This is a genomic window from Streptococcus sp. k-163 (assembly GCF_013277555.1).
In the GTDB taxonomy this organism is placed as follows: domain Bacteria; phylum Bacillota; class Bacilli; order Lactobacillales; family Streptococcaceae; genus Streptococcus.
Map to the genome: position 1 here is coordinate 21,292 of NZ_VMND01000015.1, position 16,572 is coordinate 37,863.

The 16,572-nt window shown below is 40.1% G+C and carries 13 protein-coding genes; 12 read left to right on the top strand and 1 reads right to left on the bottom strand.

Going from position 1 to position 16,572, the window contains the following annotated elements:
* Positions 1 to 60 precede the first annotated feature (60 nt).
* The 8 genes from HT731_RS06140 (at position 61) to HT731_RS06175 (ending at position 9,937) form a co-directional block, all read left to right on the top strand.
* The gene (locus tag HT731_RS06140; RefSeq protein WP_173278123.1) at positions 61 to 3,159 is read left to right on the top strand and encodes a DEAD/DEAH box helicase; all 3,099 of its coding nucleotides are present in this window, start codon (positions 61 to 63) and stop codon (positions 3,157 to 3,159) included.
* 47 nt (positions 3,160 to 3,206) lie between these two features.
* Positions 3,207 to 3,824 carry a hypothetical protein gene (locus tag HT731_RS06145; protein WP_033680520.1) on the top strand — a complete coding sequence of 206 codons (618 nt, stop codon included), beginning with the start codon at positions 3,207 to 3,209 and terminating at the stop codon, positions 3,822 to 3,824.
* Positions 3,825 to 3,834: 10 nt separating this feature from the next.
* The gene (murC, locus tag HT731_RS06150; protein WP_033680519.1) at positions 3,835 to 5,169 is read left to right on the top strand and encodes a UDP-N-acetylmuramate--L-alanine ligase; all 1,335 of its coding nucleotides are present in this window, start codon (positions 3,835 to 3,837) and stop codon (positions 5,167 to 5,169) included.
* Positions 5,170 to 5,178: 9 nt separating this feature from the next.
* The gene (locus HT731_RS06155) at positions 5,179 to 5,628 is read left to right on the top strand and encodes a GNAT family N-acetyltransferase (RefSeq protein ID WP_000405276.1); all 450 of its coding nucleotides are present in this window, start codon (positions 5,179 to 5,181) and stop codon (positions 5,626 to 5,628) included.
* Between the two features lie 8 nt (positions 5,629 to 5,636).
* Positions 5,637 to 6,131, top strand: a complete 495-nt coding sequence (locus tag HT731_RS06160; RefSeq protein ID WP_173278125.1) for an N-acetyltransferase — start codon at positions 5,637 to 5,639, stop codon at positions 6,129 to 6,131.
* Positions 6,132 to 6,210: 79 nt separating this feature from the next.
* The gene (gene mltG / locus HT731_RS06165; protein WP_173278127.1) at positions 6,211 to 7,953 is read left to right on the top strand and encodes an endolytic transglycosylase MltG; all 1,743 of its coding nucleotides are present in this window, start codon (positions 6,211 to 6,213) and stop codon (positions 7,951 to 7,953) included.
* 61 nt (positions 7,954 to 8,014) lie between these two features.
* Positions 8,015 to 8,497, top strand: a complete 483-nt coding sequence (greA, locus tag HT731_RS06170; RefSeq protein WP_000818768.1) for a transcription elongation factor GreA — start codon at positions 8,015 to 8,017, stop codon at positions 8,495 to 8,497.
* Positions 8,498 to 8,572: 75 nt separating this feature from the next.
* Positions 8,573 to 9,937, top strand: coding sequence for an amino acid permease (locus HT731_RS06175; protein WP_173278129.1), 1,365 nt, complete (start codon positions 8,573 to 8,575; stop codon positions 9,935 to 9,937).
* Positions 9,938 to 10,063: 126 nt separating this feature from the next.
* Here HT731_RS06175 and HT731_RS06180 read toward each other — a convergent pair whose 3' ends face one another.
* Positions 10,064 to 10,990, bottom strand: a complete 927-nt coding sequence (locus tag HT731_RS06180; protein ID WP_000444070.1) for a helix-turn-helix transcriptional regulator — start codon at positions 10,988 to 10,990, stop codon at positions 10,064 to 10,066.
* Between the two features lie 189 nt (positions 10,991 to 11,179).
* Between HT731_RS06180 and HT731_RS06185 the strand changes: the two genes are divergently transcribed.
* The 4 genes from HT731_RS06185 to HT731_RS06200 are packed head-to-tail and all read left to right on the top strand — an operon-like array spanning position 11,180 to position 16,545.
* On the top strand, positions 11,180 to 14,050 hold the full coding sequence (locus HT731_RS06185) for a PT domain-containing protein (RefSeq protein ID WP_173278131.1): 2,871 nt from the start codon (positions 11,180 to 11,182) through the stop codon (positions 14,048 to 14,050).
* A 3-nt stretch (positions 14,051 to 14,053) separates the two neighbouring features.
* Positions 14,054 to 14,410 carry a hypothetical protein gene (locus tag HT731_RS06190; RefSeq protein ID WP_000730919.1) on the top strand — a complete coding sequence of 119 codons (357 nt, stop codon included), beginning with the start codon at positions 14,054 to 14,056 and terminating at the stop codon, positions 14,408 to 14,410.
* Positions 14,411 to 14,420: 10 nt separating this feature from the next.
* Entirely contained in the window at positions 14,421 to 15,512 is a 1,092-nt protein-coding gene (locus tag HT731_RS06195) for a DUF6287 domain-containing protein (RefSeq protein ID WP_000078903.1), read from the top strand.
* 16 nt (positions 15,513 to 15,528) lie between these two features.
* The gene (locus HT731_RS06200) at positions 15,529 to 16,545 is read left to right on the top strand and encodes a cell wall-binding protein (protein WP_173278133.1); all 1,017 of its coding nucleotides are present in this window, start codon (positions 15,529 to 15,531) and stop codon (positions 16,543 to 16,545) included.
* Positions 16,546 to 16,572: the final 27 nt, after the last annotated feature.

Below are 16,572 nucleotides of genomic sequence, written 5' to 3' on the forward strand. Positions count from 1 at the left end.
CTAGGAGGCTATTTTCGTAGGGAATATGGTATAATGAAAAGATAAGGTACAGGTAAAAATATGGCTAAATTGATTCCCGGGAAAATCCGTATCGAAGGCGTTGCCCTTTATGAAACTGGTAAAGTTGATATCATCAAGGAAAAGAATAATCGGCTCTACGCTCGCGTTGCAGAAGAAGAACTGCGCTATAGTTTAGAGGATGATTTGGTTTTTTGTGCTTGCGATTTTTTCCAAAAGAGGGGTTACTGTGTGCATTTGGCAGCGTTGGAGCATTTTCTAAAAAATGATGAGCGTGGTCAGGAAATCTTGCAGAGTCTGGAAGATGGTCATGAGAAAAAAGAAGCCGTTGAAACCAAGGTGACCTTGGGTGGCAAGTTTTTGGATCGAATCTTGTCTCCAAAATCAGACCGAACCTATGAATTATCGGCTGTGGGGCAGGTGGAAGCAGGAACCAATCATATCTTGTGGACCCTGAGAATCGGGCAAGTCAATAGTCAAAAATACTATGTCATTCGGGATATTCTACTCTTTTTAAAAGTTGTCGAGCAGAGAAAGTCGTATATGATTGGCAAGGTCTATGAGGAGTCCTTGTCTTGGGAATCCTTTGATGAGGCTAGCCAAGAGCTTCTGACTTTCTTGCGTGGACTGATGGAGGAAGGACAGGCTCCAGCCCTCTTTTTCCAAAATCAAGGTCGGCACCTCTTTTTCCCTCTGACCTTTTTTGAGCAGGGTGTGAATTTACTGATGACCTTGCCCCATTTTCAATTTGACCATCAAGTGGATAGTTATCAGGTTTTCTTTTTTCAGGATATGCATGCTGATGCTAATTTATTTGCCTTTACAGTAACAGAATACTCGGATTATTTTGAAATGGAAATCAGCGAGAGTCCACGGGTCAATGCCTTTTATCAGGGAGCTGTGCTTTTCCATAAAGGTCAGGTTTATTTTCTAACAGACCAGCAGATGCGTCTTCTCAAGGAAATCAAAGCGCTGCCTTTGGATCAGCATGGAAAGAAATACTTGCAATTTGATAGTAGTGATCGAGATAAGTTGGCTTCTTGTTTAACTCTTTTTAGCCAAATGGGGACCGTTTCAGCTCCAGAACGCTTACAAATCAAAACTTTTGCGCCCTCTTTTTACTTTGATAGGGAAGAGGATAATCGGATTCGTTTAGAAATTCAATTTGATTATGGAAATAGACAGGTATCTAGCAGACAAGAGCTAGAAGAATTACCATTTTCTAGTGATGCTGACTTAGAAGAAAGAGTTTTCCAAGTCTGTTTGTTAGCTGGTTTTGAAGCAGATTTTCAATCCTGGCGTCAGGCCCTAAAAGCGGAGTCTGTTTATCATTTCTTCCACGAAATCATTCCAGTATTTGAAAAACTCGGGAATGTTAACCTATCAGACAAGCTAGAAGAGCTTTATAGCCTAGCAAGTCCTCAGGTGCAGATTGCCTCCAAGGGAGGTCTCTTAGAAATCCAGTTTGATTTTCAGGATATTGCTCAAGAGGAAATTGATCAAGCCATGCAGGCCTTGGTTGCCAACAAGGATTTTTACATTGATTCGTCCAATCAAGTCTACTTTTTTGATGAAGAAACCAAGAAAATTCGCCAAAATCTACAGGAACTAGGACAATTTGAATTAAAAGATGGCTCCTTGCAGACTCGAAAATCCTTGGCCTACAGTTTAGCTCATCTTTTTGAAGGGCGTGACCGTGTTTCTTTTTCACAAGAATTCCAGAATCTCGCTCAGGATTTGACGCATCCAGAGGATTTTCCTCGACAGGCAACTCAGGTTAAGGCTGATTTACGAGATTATCAGGAAAAAGGAATCGGCTGGCTGCAAATGCTCCATCATTATGGTTTTGGTGGGATTTTGGCTGATGATATGGGACTTGGTAAAACCCTGCAGACCATTGCTTTTTTGACCAGTCAAGTGACAAAAGAAAGTCGGGTTTTGATTTTAGCACCGTCAGGTTTAATCTACAACTGGGTAGATGAGTTTCAGAAATTTGCTCCACAGTTGGATGTGGCTGTTGTTCATGGTTTGAAATCTGGTCGTGAAGAGATTCTTATCGAGAGCCATCAAATCTATGTGACGAGTTATGCTACCTTCCGTCAGGACAGTGATCTTTATCAGGGGATGGCCTTTGACTTCCTTTTCTTAGATGAGGCTCAGGTCATGAAAAATGCCCAGACTAAGATCGCTCAGACCTTGAGACAGTTTGTAGTGCCGTCGGTCTTTGCCTTGTCAGGGACTCCAATTGAAAACCATCTAGGTGAGCTGTGGTCTATTTTCCAAATCGTCATGCCAGGACTCTTGCCAAGCAAGAAAGAATTTATGAAATTACCAGCTGAGCGCGTGGCTCAGTTTATCAAGCCTTTTGTTATGAGGCGAAAGAAAGAAGAAGTTCTGACTGAATTACCAGACTTGATTGAAGTGGTTTATAAGAATGAATTGGAAGACCAGCAAAAGGCTATTTACCTAGCCCAGTTACAACAGATGAGAGATCGTCTGGAGCAAGTGTCGGATCAGGAATTTCAGCGAAGTCGAGTGGAAATTTTGTCTGGTCTGATGCGCTTGCGCCAAATCTGTGACACTCCTGCCCTCTTTATGGAAGATTATCAGGGAGCCAGTGGCAAACTGGATAGTCTCCGAGACCTGCTGGTACAGGTGGCAGACGGTGGACACCGTGTCTTGATTTTCTCTCAGTTCAAGGGAATGTTGGAAAAAATTGAACAAGAACTGCCAGACTTGGGCTTGACTTCCTTTAAAATCACAGGTTCGACACCAGCCAAGGAAAGACAAGACATGACCAAGGCCTTTAACCAAGGGGAACGAGATGCCTTTCTGATTTCCCTCAAGGCAGGTGGGGTCGGTCTGAACCTGACAGGTGCAGATACAGTGATCTTGGTTGACCTTTGGTGGAATCCTGCGGTGGAAGCGCAAGCCATTGGCCGTGCCCATCGGATGGGTCAGGAAGAAACGGTTGAGGTCTATCGCTTGGTAACTAAAGGAACTATCGAAGAAAAAATTCAGGAACTACAAGAACAGAAGAAACATTTGGTGTCACAAGTATTGGACGGAACAGAGTCACGTGGCAGCCTGACCCTAGCAGAAATTAGAGAAATTTTGGGAATTTCTGAAGTCAGCACTTGAAAAATCAAGACAATACGCTATAATGAAGTGTTGAAAGGAAATAGAAAATGAAACAAGAACGATTTCCATTGGTGTCAGATGACGAGGTCATGTTGACTGAAATGCCAGTCATGAATCTCTATGATGAGTCTGATCTAATCAGTAATATCAAGGGTGAGTATCGAGATAAAAATTATTTAGAATGGGTCCCTATTACTGAAGAGGCGCCAGTCAAACCGATTGAAAAGCAAGTAGAGAAAACTAAAAAGGCTCCTTTAGGGGTAAAAAAAGAAGGAAAGAGCTATGCAGAGGTGGCGCGTGAAGAAGCGCGCGCAGACTTGAAAAAGAAACGCTCGGCAAGCTATCTGACTAAGGACATCACTCCTACAAGACGCCATTCTCAGCCAAGTCTAGTTAGAAAGGGCAATCAACCTACCGCGCCTTTCCAAAAGGAAAATCCTGGTGAATTTGTCAAATATAGTCAAAAAATGACCCAGTCTCATTACATCTTGGCGGAAGAAGTGAGCAATATTTCGACTCAAGCTGAGACAAAAGAAACTTCAGGCCCAAAGAAAAACAACTATGATTTTCTAAAGAAGAGCCAAATCTACAATAAAAAAAGTACACAAACAGAACAAGAACGTCGGGTTGCCCAAGAGTTAAATCTGACAAGAATTACGGAATAGGGGAGAAAACATGCCAAAGACATATCATTTTATCGGAATTAAGGGATCAGGGATGAGTGCCTTGGCCTTGATGTTGCACCAAATGGGTCATAAGGTACAGGGATCAGATGTTGAAAAGTACTACTTTACTCAACGCGGTCTTGAGCAGGCAGGAATTACCATTCTTCCTTTTGATGAAAAGAATCTAGACGGTGATATGGAAATTATTGCTGGAAATGCCTTCCGCCCAGATAACAACGTTGAAATTGCCTATGCGGACCAAAATGGTATCAGTTACAAACGTTACCATGAGTTCCTAGGTAGCTTTATGCGTGACTTTGTTAGCATGGGAGTAGCAGGAGCACATGGAAAAACTTCAACGACAGGTATGTTGTCTCACGTCTTGTCTCACATCACAGACACCAGCTTCTTGATTGGAGATGGAACAGGTCGTGGTTCGGCCAATGCCAAATATTTTGTCTTTGAATCTGACGAATATGAGCGTCACTTTATGCCTTATCATCCAGAATACTCTATCATCACTAACATTGACTTTGACCATCCAGACTATTTCACAAGTCTAGAGGATGTTTTCAATGCCTTTAATGACTATGCCAAACAAATTACCAAGGGTCTTTTTGTCTATGGTGAAGATGCAGAATTGCGTAAAATTACAGCTAATGCTCCGATTTATTATTATGGTTTTGAAGCTGAAGGCAATGACTTTGTAGCTAGCGATCTTCTTCGTTCAACAACTGGTTCAACCTTCACAGTTCACTTCCGTGGACAAGAATTGGGTCAATTCCACATCCCAACCTTTGGTCGTCACAATATCATGAATGCGACAGCCGTTATTGGTCTTCTTTACACAGCAGGATTTGATTTGAACTTGGTGCGTGAACACTTGAAAACATTTGCCGGTGTTAAACGTCGTTTCACTGAGAAAATTGTCAATGATACGGTGATTATCGATGACTTTGCTCACCATCCAACAGAAATTATTGCGACCTTGGATGCGGCTCGTCAGAAATACCCAAGCAAGGAAATTGTAGCAGTCTTCCAACCTCATACCTTTACAAGAACCATTGCCTTGTTGGACGAATTTGCCCATGCTTTGAACCAAGCGGATGCAGTTTACCTAGCACAAATTTATGGATCTGCGCGTGAAGTAGATCATGGTGATGTTAAGGTAGAAGACCTAGCCAATAAAATCAATAAGAAACACCAAGTTATCACTGTTGAAAATGTTTCTCCACTCCTAGACCATGATAATGCTGTCTATGTCTTTATGGGAGCAGGAGATATCCAAACCTATGAATACTCATTTGAGCGACTCTTGTCTAACTTGACAAGCAATGTTCAATAGGATTTTCCCATGGAAATTCCAATTAAGATCATTCAGGCGAGTAAGTCTGATTTGGCTGAGATAGAGGCACTCCAGGCTTCATCTTTTCCAGCTGAAAAGCAGCAACCTTCCCATATTTTAGAAGAAAGTATCCGTAAGTATGCGGATACCTTTCTTCTAGCTAGGGATGAAAATCAGCTGTTGGGCTATGTTCTAGGTGGTCCTTATCCACACAATCCGAAATGTCTAGAAATACATTCTTTAGTCATTGATACTGACCATCAGAGACAGGGCTTGGGAACGCTTCTTCTTGCGGCTTTGAAAGAGGTGGCAGTTGAGCTGGAGTACAAAGGGATTCGTTTGAAGAGTCCGGAAGAGTTGCTTTCCTATTTTGAAATGAACGGTTTTATTGATGAAGAAACCTCGCTTTATGCAACTAGCCAGGGTTTTAGTATGATTTGGTTTAATCTCTTTTTTTAGGAGGCAAAATGGAAATTAGGAAAGCAAGATTAGAAGATTTGGATCGTATCGTTGAGATTGAACTAGAAAATTTCTCGATTGAAGAAGCCATTCCTCGCTCTGTTTTTGAGGCGCATTTGCGAGAAATTCAGACCTCTTTTCTGGTTGCAGAAAAAGAGGGTAAGATTATTGGGTATATAGAAGGACCAGTTGGCCCCCAACGCCATCTGCAAGACCAGTCTTTTACAGAAGAGATAGAAGACTATGGTCATGAGCCTGGTGGCTATATCTCTGTCACCTGTCTGTCTATTGCCAAGGAAGCACAGGGACTTGGACTTGGTCAGAAATTGCTAACAGCCTTGAAAGACCTGGCTCTTACCAACGAAAGAGAAGGTATTAATTTAACCTGTCATGACTATCTCATCGCCTACTATGAAAGACATGGATTTGTCAATGAAGGTCTGTCTCAGTCAACCTTTGCAGGGGAAACCTGGTATGATATGGTCTGGGAAGCTAAAAAATAGGCTAGAAAAGCATGCTAGGTTGCTTTTCTTTCGTTTTTAAGATATAATATTATGGATTGTCAACGAGGAGGATAAACTTTTGAGTGAAAAGCCAAGAGAAGACGAAAAATTAAGCTTTAAAGAGCAGATTTTACGTGATTTAGAACGAGTTAAAAAACATGAAGAAGATCAGGAAGAAGTTAATTTAGCTTCAATAAAACCTCAACTTTCTTCTAAAAATGATCAGTCAATAGAAGATTTGATGGAAGATTCACTATCAGCTGTAGAGGATATTATGAGAAACGCTCCTACCGTGCCGACTCACCCCAGCCAAGATTTACCAGCTTCTCCAGCAGATGAGATAACAAGAGAAACTCTTACTGTTCCAAGTCATCCCAGTCAAGATGTTCCTTCTTCTCCTGCGGAAGAGGCTGTAAGACAAGCTCCACTTGCTCCTAGTCATCCGAGTCAAGAAGGACCTTCTGCTCCATCAGCTGAGGGAGTATCAAGACCAGTTTCAGGTCCTGTTAGTCCTAGAAACGTAGAGAAGGAATTTAATGAAATCCCAACAAGGGTAGCTGTTTCTTATAAGACAGAAGGTCAGAGAGAGGTAAAAAGAGAAGTTCCTACTTCAAAACCAGTAGTGGAAAAGAAAGCTGTAGAAGAAATGCCTGCAACTCCACGTCGTAGCCGTCGTGAGACAGTTCAGCCTACTAAGAAGAAAAAATCAGGATTCAAGGCCTTCTTCATTTCTCTGCTGATTTTCCTAGGTTTGATTTCAGCAGGTGGTTACTTCGGTTATCAGTATGTTCAGTCGTCTTTGCAGCCTGTGGATGCTTCATCTAAACAATATGTGACAGTGCAAATCCCAGAAGGAGCTAATGTTCAAACAATTGGTTCAACTCTTGAAAAGTCTGGCTTGATTAAACACGGAGTGATTTTTGCTTTTTATGCGAAATATAAAAATTATTCAGATTTGAAATCTGGCTATTACAATTTGCAAAAGAGCATGAGTACAGAAGATATCATCCACGAACTACAAAAAGGTGGAACAGCTGAAGCTCAAGAACCTGCGCTTGCGAATTTAACAATTCCAGAAGGTTATACGATTGATCAAATTGCACAAGCGGTAGGTCAATTGCAAGGTGAATTTAAAGAACCTTTGACAGCGGATGCTTTCTTGTCTAAAGTTCAAGATGACAACTTTATCAGCCAAGAAGTTGCTAAATATCCAAATCTACTCGAAAGCTTGCCAACGAAAGAAAGTGGCGTTCGTTATCGTTTAGAAGGTTTCCTCTTCCCAGCGACTTACTCTATCAAGGAAAGCACAACGATTGAAAGTTTGATTGATGAGATGCTGGCAGCTATGGACAAGACTTTGGCGCCTCATTATAGTGCAATCAAGTCTAAAAATTTGACAGTCAATGAATTGTTGACGATTGCTTCACTAGTCGAAAAAGAAGGTGCTAAGACTGAAGATCGTAAGTTGATTGCAGGTGTATTCTACAATCGCTTGAATCTTGGTATGCCACTTCAAAGCAATATTGCCATCTTGTATGCCCAAGGAAAACTTGGTCAGAAGATTAGTCTTGCTGATGATGCTGGAATTGATACGACAATTAATTCACCGTATAATGTTTATACGAAAGCTGGTTTGATGCCAGGTCCAGTAGATAGTCCAAGTTTGGATGCCATTGAGGCAAGTATTAATCAGACTAAGAGTGATAACTTATACTTTGTAGCTAATGTTACAGATGGCAAGGTCTATTATGCTACTACTCAGGAGGAGCATGATCGTAATGTCGCTGAACATGTCAACAGCAAATTAAACCAAACAAACTAAAATTATGTGATGCTTCACATAATTTTCTTTAGAGAATATCATTAGAAGAAAGTTGAGAAAAATGGCAGAAAAAACATATCCTATGACCCTTGAGGAAAAGGAAAAACTTGAAAAAGAATTAGAAGAATTGAAATTGGTTCGCCGTCCAGAAGTGGTAGAACGCATTAAGATTGCCCGTTCATACGGTGACCTTTCTGAAAACAGTGAGTACGAAGCAGCTAAGGATGAACAAGCCTTTGTTGAAGGACAAATCTCTAGCTTGGAAACGAAAATCCGTTATGCTGAAATCGTTAATAGCGACTCAGTTGCCCAAGACGAAGTAGCGATTGGTAAAACCGTCACTATCCAAGAAATTGGTGAGGACGAAGAAGAAGTTTATATTATCGTAGGTTCAGCGGGTGCAGATGCCTTTGCAGGAAAGGTTTCAAATGAGAGCCCAATTGGACAAGCCTTGATTGGCAAGAAAACAGGTGATACAGCAACTATTGAAACACCTGTTGGTAGCTATGATGTAAAAATCTTGAAGGTTGAAAAAACAGCCTAAAAATAGAAAAAAGGAGTGGGGAGGCAGTGCGCTTCACTCACTCCTTTTTCCATTTTAAATTGAATTGGAGACGTTATGAGTTCAAAGAAGAAAAAAAATAAGATGGAGCGTGGTCTAACCAATCGTCACGTGCAGGTTATGGCCATTGCGGGAACAATCGGAACAGGACTCTTTTTGGGAGCAGGTCGCTCTATCAGCCTAACAGGTCCTTCCATTGTACTGATTTATATGATTACTGGGGCTTTTATGTTCCTCATGATGCGTGCGGTTGGGGAAATGCTCTACCAAGACCCTGAGCAACATACCTTTATCAACTTTATCACGCGCCATTTGGGTAAGGGCTGGGGGTATTTTTCAGTCTGGTCTTACTGGCTATCCGTTGTTTTTATCGGTATGGCGGAAATCACTGCTATCTCTCACTATGTTCAGTTCTGGTTCCCTAGCTGGCCCAGTTGGATGATTGAGATTGGATTTTTGACCATTCTAGCCTTGGTCAATCTGATCGCAGTTAAGCTCTTTGGGGAAGTTGAGTTTTGGTTTGCTATGGTTAAGATTGTGGCTATTTTAGCCATGATTGCAACAGGAATCTTTATGGTCTTGACAGGCTTTAAGACACCTCATGGAGTAGCAAGTTTAGCTAATATCGCCGACAATTTCTCCCTCTTCCCAAATGGTGGAGTGAACTTTGTTATGGCTTTCCAGATGGTTTTCTTTGCCTACCTCATGATTGAGTTTATCGGGGTAACGACTTCAGAAACAAAAAATCCACGCCAGGTCTTGCCAAAAGCCGTTAAGGAAATTCCTCTACGAATCGTCTTTTTCTATGGTGGAGCTCTCTTGGCCATTATGTCTATTATTCCATGGCGTGAACTTGCTTCAGCTGATTCTCCTTTTGTAACAGTATTTGAATTGGCCGGTATCAAGTGGGCAGCGGCCTTGATTAACTTCGTCGTTTTGACGTCAGCAGCATCTGCTCTTAACTCAACTCTTTATTCAACAGGACGTCATTTGTACCAGATTGCCCATGATTCGCCAAATCGCTTCCTAAAGGCAATTAAAGCAGATACTCTCTCTCGCCATAATGTGCCACAAAATGCTATTATTGCTTCAGCAATCTTGATTGCCCTAGCAGCCTTTATTAATGTCTTGCCAGGTGTTTCGGATGCCTTTGCCTTGATTACAGCATCATCATCAGGTGTTTATATTGCCATTTATATTTTGATTATGGTGGCTCACCTTAAATACCGCAAGTCACCAGACTTTATGGCGGATGGCTATCTCATGCCTCACTATCGTTTCTTAAATCCTTTGACCATGCTCTTCTTTGCCTTTGTCTTTGTAACCCTCTTTTTACAAGAGTCTACATTTGTAGGAGCAATCGGTTCAGCTATCTGGATTATCGGTTTCGGGATTTATAGCCAGTGGAAATTTAGAAAATAGATTAAGAACTCATCAACTCAGGTTGGTGAGTTTTTCCTTTAAAATAAAGATAAAAAAGCGCCAGAGTCTAAAGTGACTTTGGTGCTTTGAAGTTATAAACATTTTGCTCCAGACTGATGTTGTTAGTTATTCCTCATCTTCTGTAGGGAATGGAATACCAGTTTTATTCAGTCGTTGAACTTGTTGGATGAATGAATTTTTCATTGTAAACATATTTGCTAATGGGAAGAGGTCGTTTTGGGCATCAATGTAATGAAGAAGAGTATTAGCTCGTTCAATACCCTTTGGGTTATTTTGTCGAAGCAGATTGAAAACTTCGTACATGTTCACCAAAAATAGATTATAAAATGAAAATTGAGTGAAATTATCTTGAGTTAGTAATAATTTTAGTTTATAGATAAGTTTTTCTGCTTTCTCGTAATATCCACAACGAGAGTAAGCACTAATCAAATTGATCAATGGACTAACGTGGAGTATTGAATAATATGCACTTTTAGATTTTGAGTTTTCTAAATTCTTACTGATTACTTTTTCTAGGTACTCAAGAAACTTTTCTTCAAAAGGTAGATTTACTATATTAAACAGAGTGTCTAAAATGAGAAAATCATATGTATAGAAAGTTTCTAACCTAGAAATATAGTTTATTAGGTTGTCAATAGCTTCTAATTCATCAGGTGTAAATAGCTCTAATTTCTTTGAACTATTTGCTATGCGTATGAGCATAATATAATAGTCTAACGGCTTGCTCCAATCTTTTTTCCCTCCAAGTATTTTTCTAGCTTTTATAAAATCGTTGTTAACAATAGCTATCCAGATATCATATACTTTCTGGAAATTTTCTTTCTGAGTTTCAAATAATTCTTCGATATCAGAAGTTTCCACATTTAGTTTATTTAATAAATAAAAAAATGTATCAACTTTAACAGTAGCGAGTCCTTTTTCAAAACGACTGAGATTATTGGGGGTAATTGCATCACCAGCAGCCTCTTTGAGGCTCATATTGCGATCTTGACGGATTCTTTGAATGATTTCTCCATAGTGTTTCGATTCCATGACAGTCTCCTTAAGTATTATTGGTTTTATTATAACTTAAATTTCTCCATTTTTGAAAAAAACTATTGTTTTTAGTAGATTTTTTTTGAAAATCGGGGGGAGGGGATAAAATTCTACTATTTTCGGTAGAAATATCCAAAAAGGGGATTATTTACTGTATACTATACAAAAAAATAAAAAGGAGCCAATATGAAGAAAAAAGATATTTTATTAAGCGCTGGCTTAACAACTATTCTTGTTGGTGCTGGTGCTGTAAATACAACTGTCCATGCGGAAGAGGTTGATTCTGGTCAACCCAAGCCTACGGTGAAGACGACCCCTGTTCATGTTACTGAACAAGACGTTAAAAATGCTAAAGCTGATGTAGATAAGGCGCAAGCTGATGTCGACGCAAAACAAGGTACTGTTGACCAAGCAAAAGCTGACAAGGTAAAAGCTGATGACAAAATTGACTCAATCAATAAAGACATCGACACTGCTAATAACGCAAACAAAATTATCAATGCTCAAAACGATATTATCGCTAGCAAAACAGCTGACAAGACAAACGCAACAAACGATTTGAATACCGCTAAAGATGGTGAACGTGATGCGCATACAGCACTAGATAATGCTAACACCGCAAAAACAGAGGCTGATAATGCTCGTGACGCTAAGAAAGCTGATGTTGATACGAAACAAGCAGACCTTGACGCAATCACAGATGCTAACGTGCGTAAAAATATCACAAACACAACTGATAAAATTTCAAACGTTGATAATGATTTGAATGCGAAAGGTGCTCAAATCACAGCTACAGACGCTAAAATTGCTGCGAAACAAGGTGAAATCGATAGCTATAGAGTTAAAGTTATTTCAACTGATTTGAATCCGGATGAACGTAACCATACAGCTCACGACAACCTAGATGATTATGCGTATAACCATGGACCATATCGTAACAAACAAATGGAACCTGTCAATTTCCAAGGTGTGGACATTGTGGAAATTGATGCCACACAAGATATGATTGATTTCACGAATGCAGTAGCTGCTTATAACAAAGAACCATATGATCCGACAACTCGTAAGTATAAAGAACGACCAACATATCGTTATAAAGTAGATAACAAAGGTATTTCAGAAGCCTTTGCCAAATTGCTCAACCAACTACGCGTCAATAACGGCTTATTGGGTAATATAGTAGTTGACGATGAATATCTTGCATATGCGCAAAAACGCGCGAATGAAATGCAAAACACGGGCATTTTGAGTCATAACACAAACTTACAATCACCGAGTGACAAACCTCGCGTACAACCGGAAAATGATGTCGAAAACATTTCAGGCGGTGGTTATGGACAACTTTCAGGTCGTGACGGCGAGTATTTATTATTCTATCGAATTGTGACAAATGAAACATTAGCCTACGAAAGGTTACTAGGTTGGTATTCTGACTATAAAAATCTTCTAGGTAATAGCTATGGTCACCGTCGTAATTTGTTAGCCCCAATGGGTGGTAAAATGGGTCTAGCTATGTCCACAGTTAATGGTAAAGAAAAGACAACATACTTTACGTCTTTCAACGTGTTAGCGAGTACTGGTAACACTTATGGATGGGACGAAGATTATCAAATACTTTACCTAGTGACTAAAAGCGATTCCGAAATAAAATATCGGGCGAACGTCAGCTCATTCAACGAAGCAGATCCGATGCATCCAACTTTCTATGGTAAGACCATGAAATTCATTGCAGACACTCATTATGTGTTTGTTAAACGTCAAGTGATTGATGACCGACCAAAAATGCAAGCTGAGTTGGACGCATTGCAAGCTCAAAAAGCGACACAAGAACGCGAACGTGACGCCTTAGTTGCTAAGAAAGCAAACTTGACTCAAGAATTAGACGCATTAAATGCTCAATTGAACGATATTGCTACAGCGCGTACAGATGCAACCACAGCTCTAAATCAAGCAAAATCTGATTTGACAACACTGACAACAACCGCTCAAGATAAAGCAGATGCAGTTGTTCAAAAACAAGGTGAATTGGATATAGCAACAGCTCGCGTAAATGATGTAACAGAACGTATCAACGCAATTCAACGTGAAATCGATGCAGCAACAAGTAAACGTGATGACGCTATGCGTGTCAAAGCACAATTGCCACAATTGCGCGCAAGTCTAGCACAGGCAGAAGCTGACAAGACAAACGTGGAACAACGCATTACAGCGGCTGAACAAGACTTGTCGGATGCAAAAGCTCGATTGAGACGAGCACAAGCTGACCACAAACACAAGTCTGATATCTTTTCAATCGATAAGATGCTGAATGTATATACTGATGGTAACCGTGTCATTTCAGCAACGCCAAAAGTTGCCCCAACAGTAGATGAATTACCTGCATTGGATATCACATCTGATATCCCAAGTGATTTAAATACAAAACAAAATCCTGATGGTATCGGTGCGACACCAAAAGTAGCTCCGACAGTAGATGAATTACCAGTATTGGATATCACAGATGATATTCCGAGTGATTTGAATACGCAACAAAACCCAGATGGAATTGGTGCAACACCAAAAGATGCTCCAAAAGTGGATGAGTTACCAGAATTGGATCCAAGTGCTATCATTGATAAGCCATCAGATAAGCCATCAGATAAGCCATCAGATAAGCCATCAGATAAGCCATCAGATAAGCCATCAGATAAGCCATCAGATAAGCCAGCGGATAAACCAGCGGATAAACCAGCGGATAAGCCAACGGATAAGCCAGCGAATAAGCTAGCAGATAAACCAGCGGACAAGCCATCAGATAAACCATCAGATAAGCCAGCGGACAAGCCAACGGATAAACCATCAGATAAGCCAGCGGACAAGCCAACGGATAAACCATCAGATAAGCCATCAGATAAACCAGCGGATAAGCCAGCGGACAAACCATCAGATAAATCATCAGACAAGCCAGCAGAACAACATGCGTTACCAAATACTGGAAGTCAAGTGAGCCTACTAGCTTTATTAGGATATGGCTTCTTGGCAGGATTAGGAATTGTTTTAAAGAAAAAAGAGGGATAAACATTGAAAAAGAAAGTTGCCTTTGTATTATCGTTAGCAACGAGCCTATTGCTTTTGGTGGCCTGTTCCTCAGCAGATGGAACTTATGTCTACCAAGGTAGTATGCCATTTATGGAAGAAGTAACCGTGACCATCCAAATCAAGGGTGATAAGGGACAAGTTCATACAAAAGGAAAAACAATTGGTTTCCTAACAGAGGGTAAGCAAACAGAGCAGACAGATGAGATGAAGGTCAACCAGAAAGAAAAGACCTTTGAATTGTCTTCAATGAAACTAGGTTATGAGATCAAAGGTGGAGAGCTGACCATTACTTCAGATCCGACTGGTATATTGGCTGGCAAATCTTTTAAAAAGAAATAAAGGAGGTATTATGTCCCAAAAAAGCATTTTAAGTGGCTTGTTATTGGCTGGCTCAGTCATTTTATTAGCAGCCTGTGGTCAACAGGCTAGTCAGACGAGTGGGGGAGAGTCAACTGACGCTACAGTCCAAACCAGTGCTTCAGAAGATAAAAAAGCTGAACAACCAAAGATTAATTACCATGTGGCTTATCAAAATGTTTTGGAATCTTATAAAGAGAGGGTTAAGACAGCACAGGCTAAACAAATGCCTCAGTCTTCCTCAGATGATAAAGAGGAATCTTATATTAATTCCATTTTATTTGATTATGATGGAATAGATATCGCTTATACTTTTTATGATATCAATAAGGATGGGAAAAAGGAATTACTGATTAAGCAAGATAAGATTTTACTTGGAATTTATTATCTGACTGATCAAGGAACTCTGCTAGTGAAGTCTGGTGGAGTTGCTGGAAGAGGTGGAGAACGTCGTATACTTATTCCTTATGAGAACGGTGCGATTTCTTATCTAAATTTCAATTCTCCTAGACCTGAGGCCATTGCTAAAACTTATCTCTTTGTAGATGGCCGTTACCAGGAAGCCAGTTCAGTTAACTATGATTTGAGAGAAACCAAGGACCCTTCAAGTTTACAAGGGCTAGATGGGATTAAAAAGATTGATTTGGAAGGCTTGAACTGGATGAGTTTTGATGATGCTTCAGCTAGTCGTCCCTTTATTGACCTAGAGGAGCAGGCTAAGGAACCTGGTGCTCACCTGGCTGAGATTTACCAGAAAAACTTCAGCAGTATCAAAGGAACTTGGAAGAATAACAATGGTGTAGAAGTCACTTTTGATGAAAATGGTTTTACAAATGGGTTAGTCTTGACTGACACAGTACCTAAGATTGTAAATAATATGGTTCGATTTGGTATGACCACAAGCAGTGGTGTTGGTGGTGCTTCGGTTATACTCATTCCAAAAGGAGTTGTACATCCAGATAATAATGTAGGTGATACTGTTTTCAAAGATGCATCAGACAGTAGCAAGGATCGTTTGTTAATTACCCAAAGTGTGGATACATTGTCCAATCCAAACGAATTTTATTATAAGGTTAGTGAATAAAAAGGAGAAATAGAAGATGAAACTAAAACATGTATTGACAGGATCAGTGATGGGGTTGAGCCTCGTAACAGCAGGAGTTATCACAACAAGTGTACTCCCTACAAGCAGTGTAGAAGCTGCAGAATACCGTAAGATTTATGCAGATGTAACTGCACAGATGGGACTAGATGGAAATTTGTACTTGGAAATTGTTGGAGATCGTCCTGATGTAACTGTTGCAACTGGCCAGTATAAGGCTGTTGAAATTTTAGAAGCAAACACAGGACGGGTGGTAAATCCAAATACTTTCATTGTTATTAATCCAGTTACAAATGGGGAAGCTAAGAAAAATGTTGGTAGAGCAAAGTTGAATTTATCTTTTCTAAATGGGAACCCTTACCCAGATGGAACCTATCTAGTTTCATTTAAGGATTTGACACTTTCTCATGAGTCAGGTTACTTTACTTTAGTTGGAGCAATTAAATTGACCATTAAAGATGGAGAATTTGTTAAATACGAAAAAGTTAACTTAAAGCCAACATCAACACCAACATCTGATCCAAAAATTCCAGAACAACCAAGTGGAAAGAATGGTTGGGTAGGTCGTTCTTACTACCAAAATGGCCAAAAGGTTATCAGCAAATGGATCTATGATTCACAATATAAGTCTTATTTCTATTTGAATGCTGCTGGTGACTATGTTGAAAATGCTTGGGTAGGGAACTACTATCTCAAATCAGGTGGCTACATGGCTAAGAGTGAATGGATTTATGATGGCAACTACGGTTCTTACTATTACTTGACATCAGAAGGAAGCTATGCGCGTAATGCTTGGTCAGGAAGTTACTACCTCAAGTCAAATGGTAAGATGGCTAAGAGAGAGTGGATTTATGACAATAACTACAAATCATATTACTATTTGACATCAGAAGGAAGCTACGCTCGTAACAAATGGGTAGGAGATTATTACCTTAAATCAGATGGTAAAATGGCTGTTAGCGAACGTACACCAGATGGTTACCGTGTAGATGGATCTGGTAAATGGATCAAATAATTCCATTTTGGTTATACAAAGGAGATT

Bases quoted from the DNA above. Each gene is read 5' to 3' on its own strand.
- HT731_RS06140 (WP_173278123.1), top strand. From the start codon at position 61: ATGGCTAAATTGATTCCCGGGAAAATCCGTATCGAAGGCGTTGCCCTT.
- HT731_RS06145 (WP_033680520.1), top strand. From the start codon at position 3,207: ATGAAACAAGAACGATTTCCATTGGTGTCAGATGACGAGGTCATGTTG.
- murC (WP_033680519.1), top strand. From the start codon at position 3,835: ATGCCAAAGACATATCATTTTATCGGAATTAAGGGATCAGGGATGAGT.
- HT731_RS06155 (WP_000405276.1), top strand. From the start codon at position 5,179: ATGGAAATTCCAATTAAGATCATTCAGGCGAGTAAGTCTGATTTGGCT.
- HT731_RS06160 (WP_173278125.1), top strand. From the start codon at position 5,637: ATGGAAATTAGGAAAGCAAGATTAGAAGATTTGGATCGTATCGTTGAG.
- greA (WP_000818768.1), top strand. From the start codon at position 8,015: ATGGCAGAAAAAACATATCCTATGACCCTTGAGGAAAAGGAAAAACTT.
- HT731_RS06175 (WP_173278129.1), top strand. From the start codon at position 8,573: ATGAGTTCAAAGAAGAAAAAAAATAAGATGGAGCGTGGTCTAACCAAT.
- HT731_RS06180 (WP_000444070.1), bottom strand. From the start codon at position 10,990: ATGGAATCGAAACACTATGGAGAAATCATTCAAAGAATCCGTCAAGAT.
- HT731_RS06185 (WP_173278131.1), top strand. From the start codon at position 11,180: ATGAAGAAAAAAGATATTTTATTAAGCGCTGGCTTAACAACTATTCTT.
- HT731_RS06195 (WP_000078903.1), top strand. From the start codon at position 14,421: ATGTCCCAAAAAAGCATTTTAAGTGGCTTGTTATTGGCTGGCTCAGTC.
- HT731_RS06200 (WP_173278133.1), top strand. From the start codon at position 15,529: ATGAAACTAAAACATGTATTGACAGGATCAGTGATGGGGTTGAGCCTC.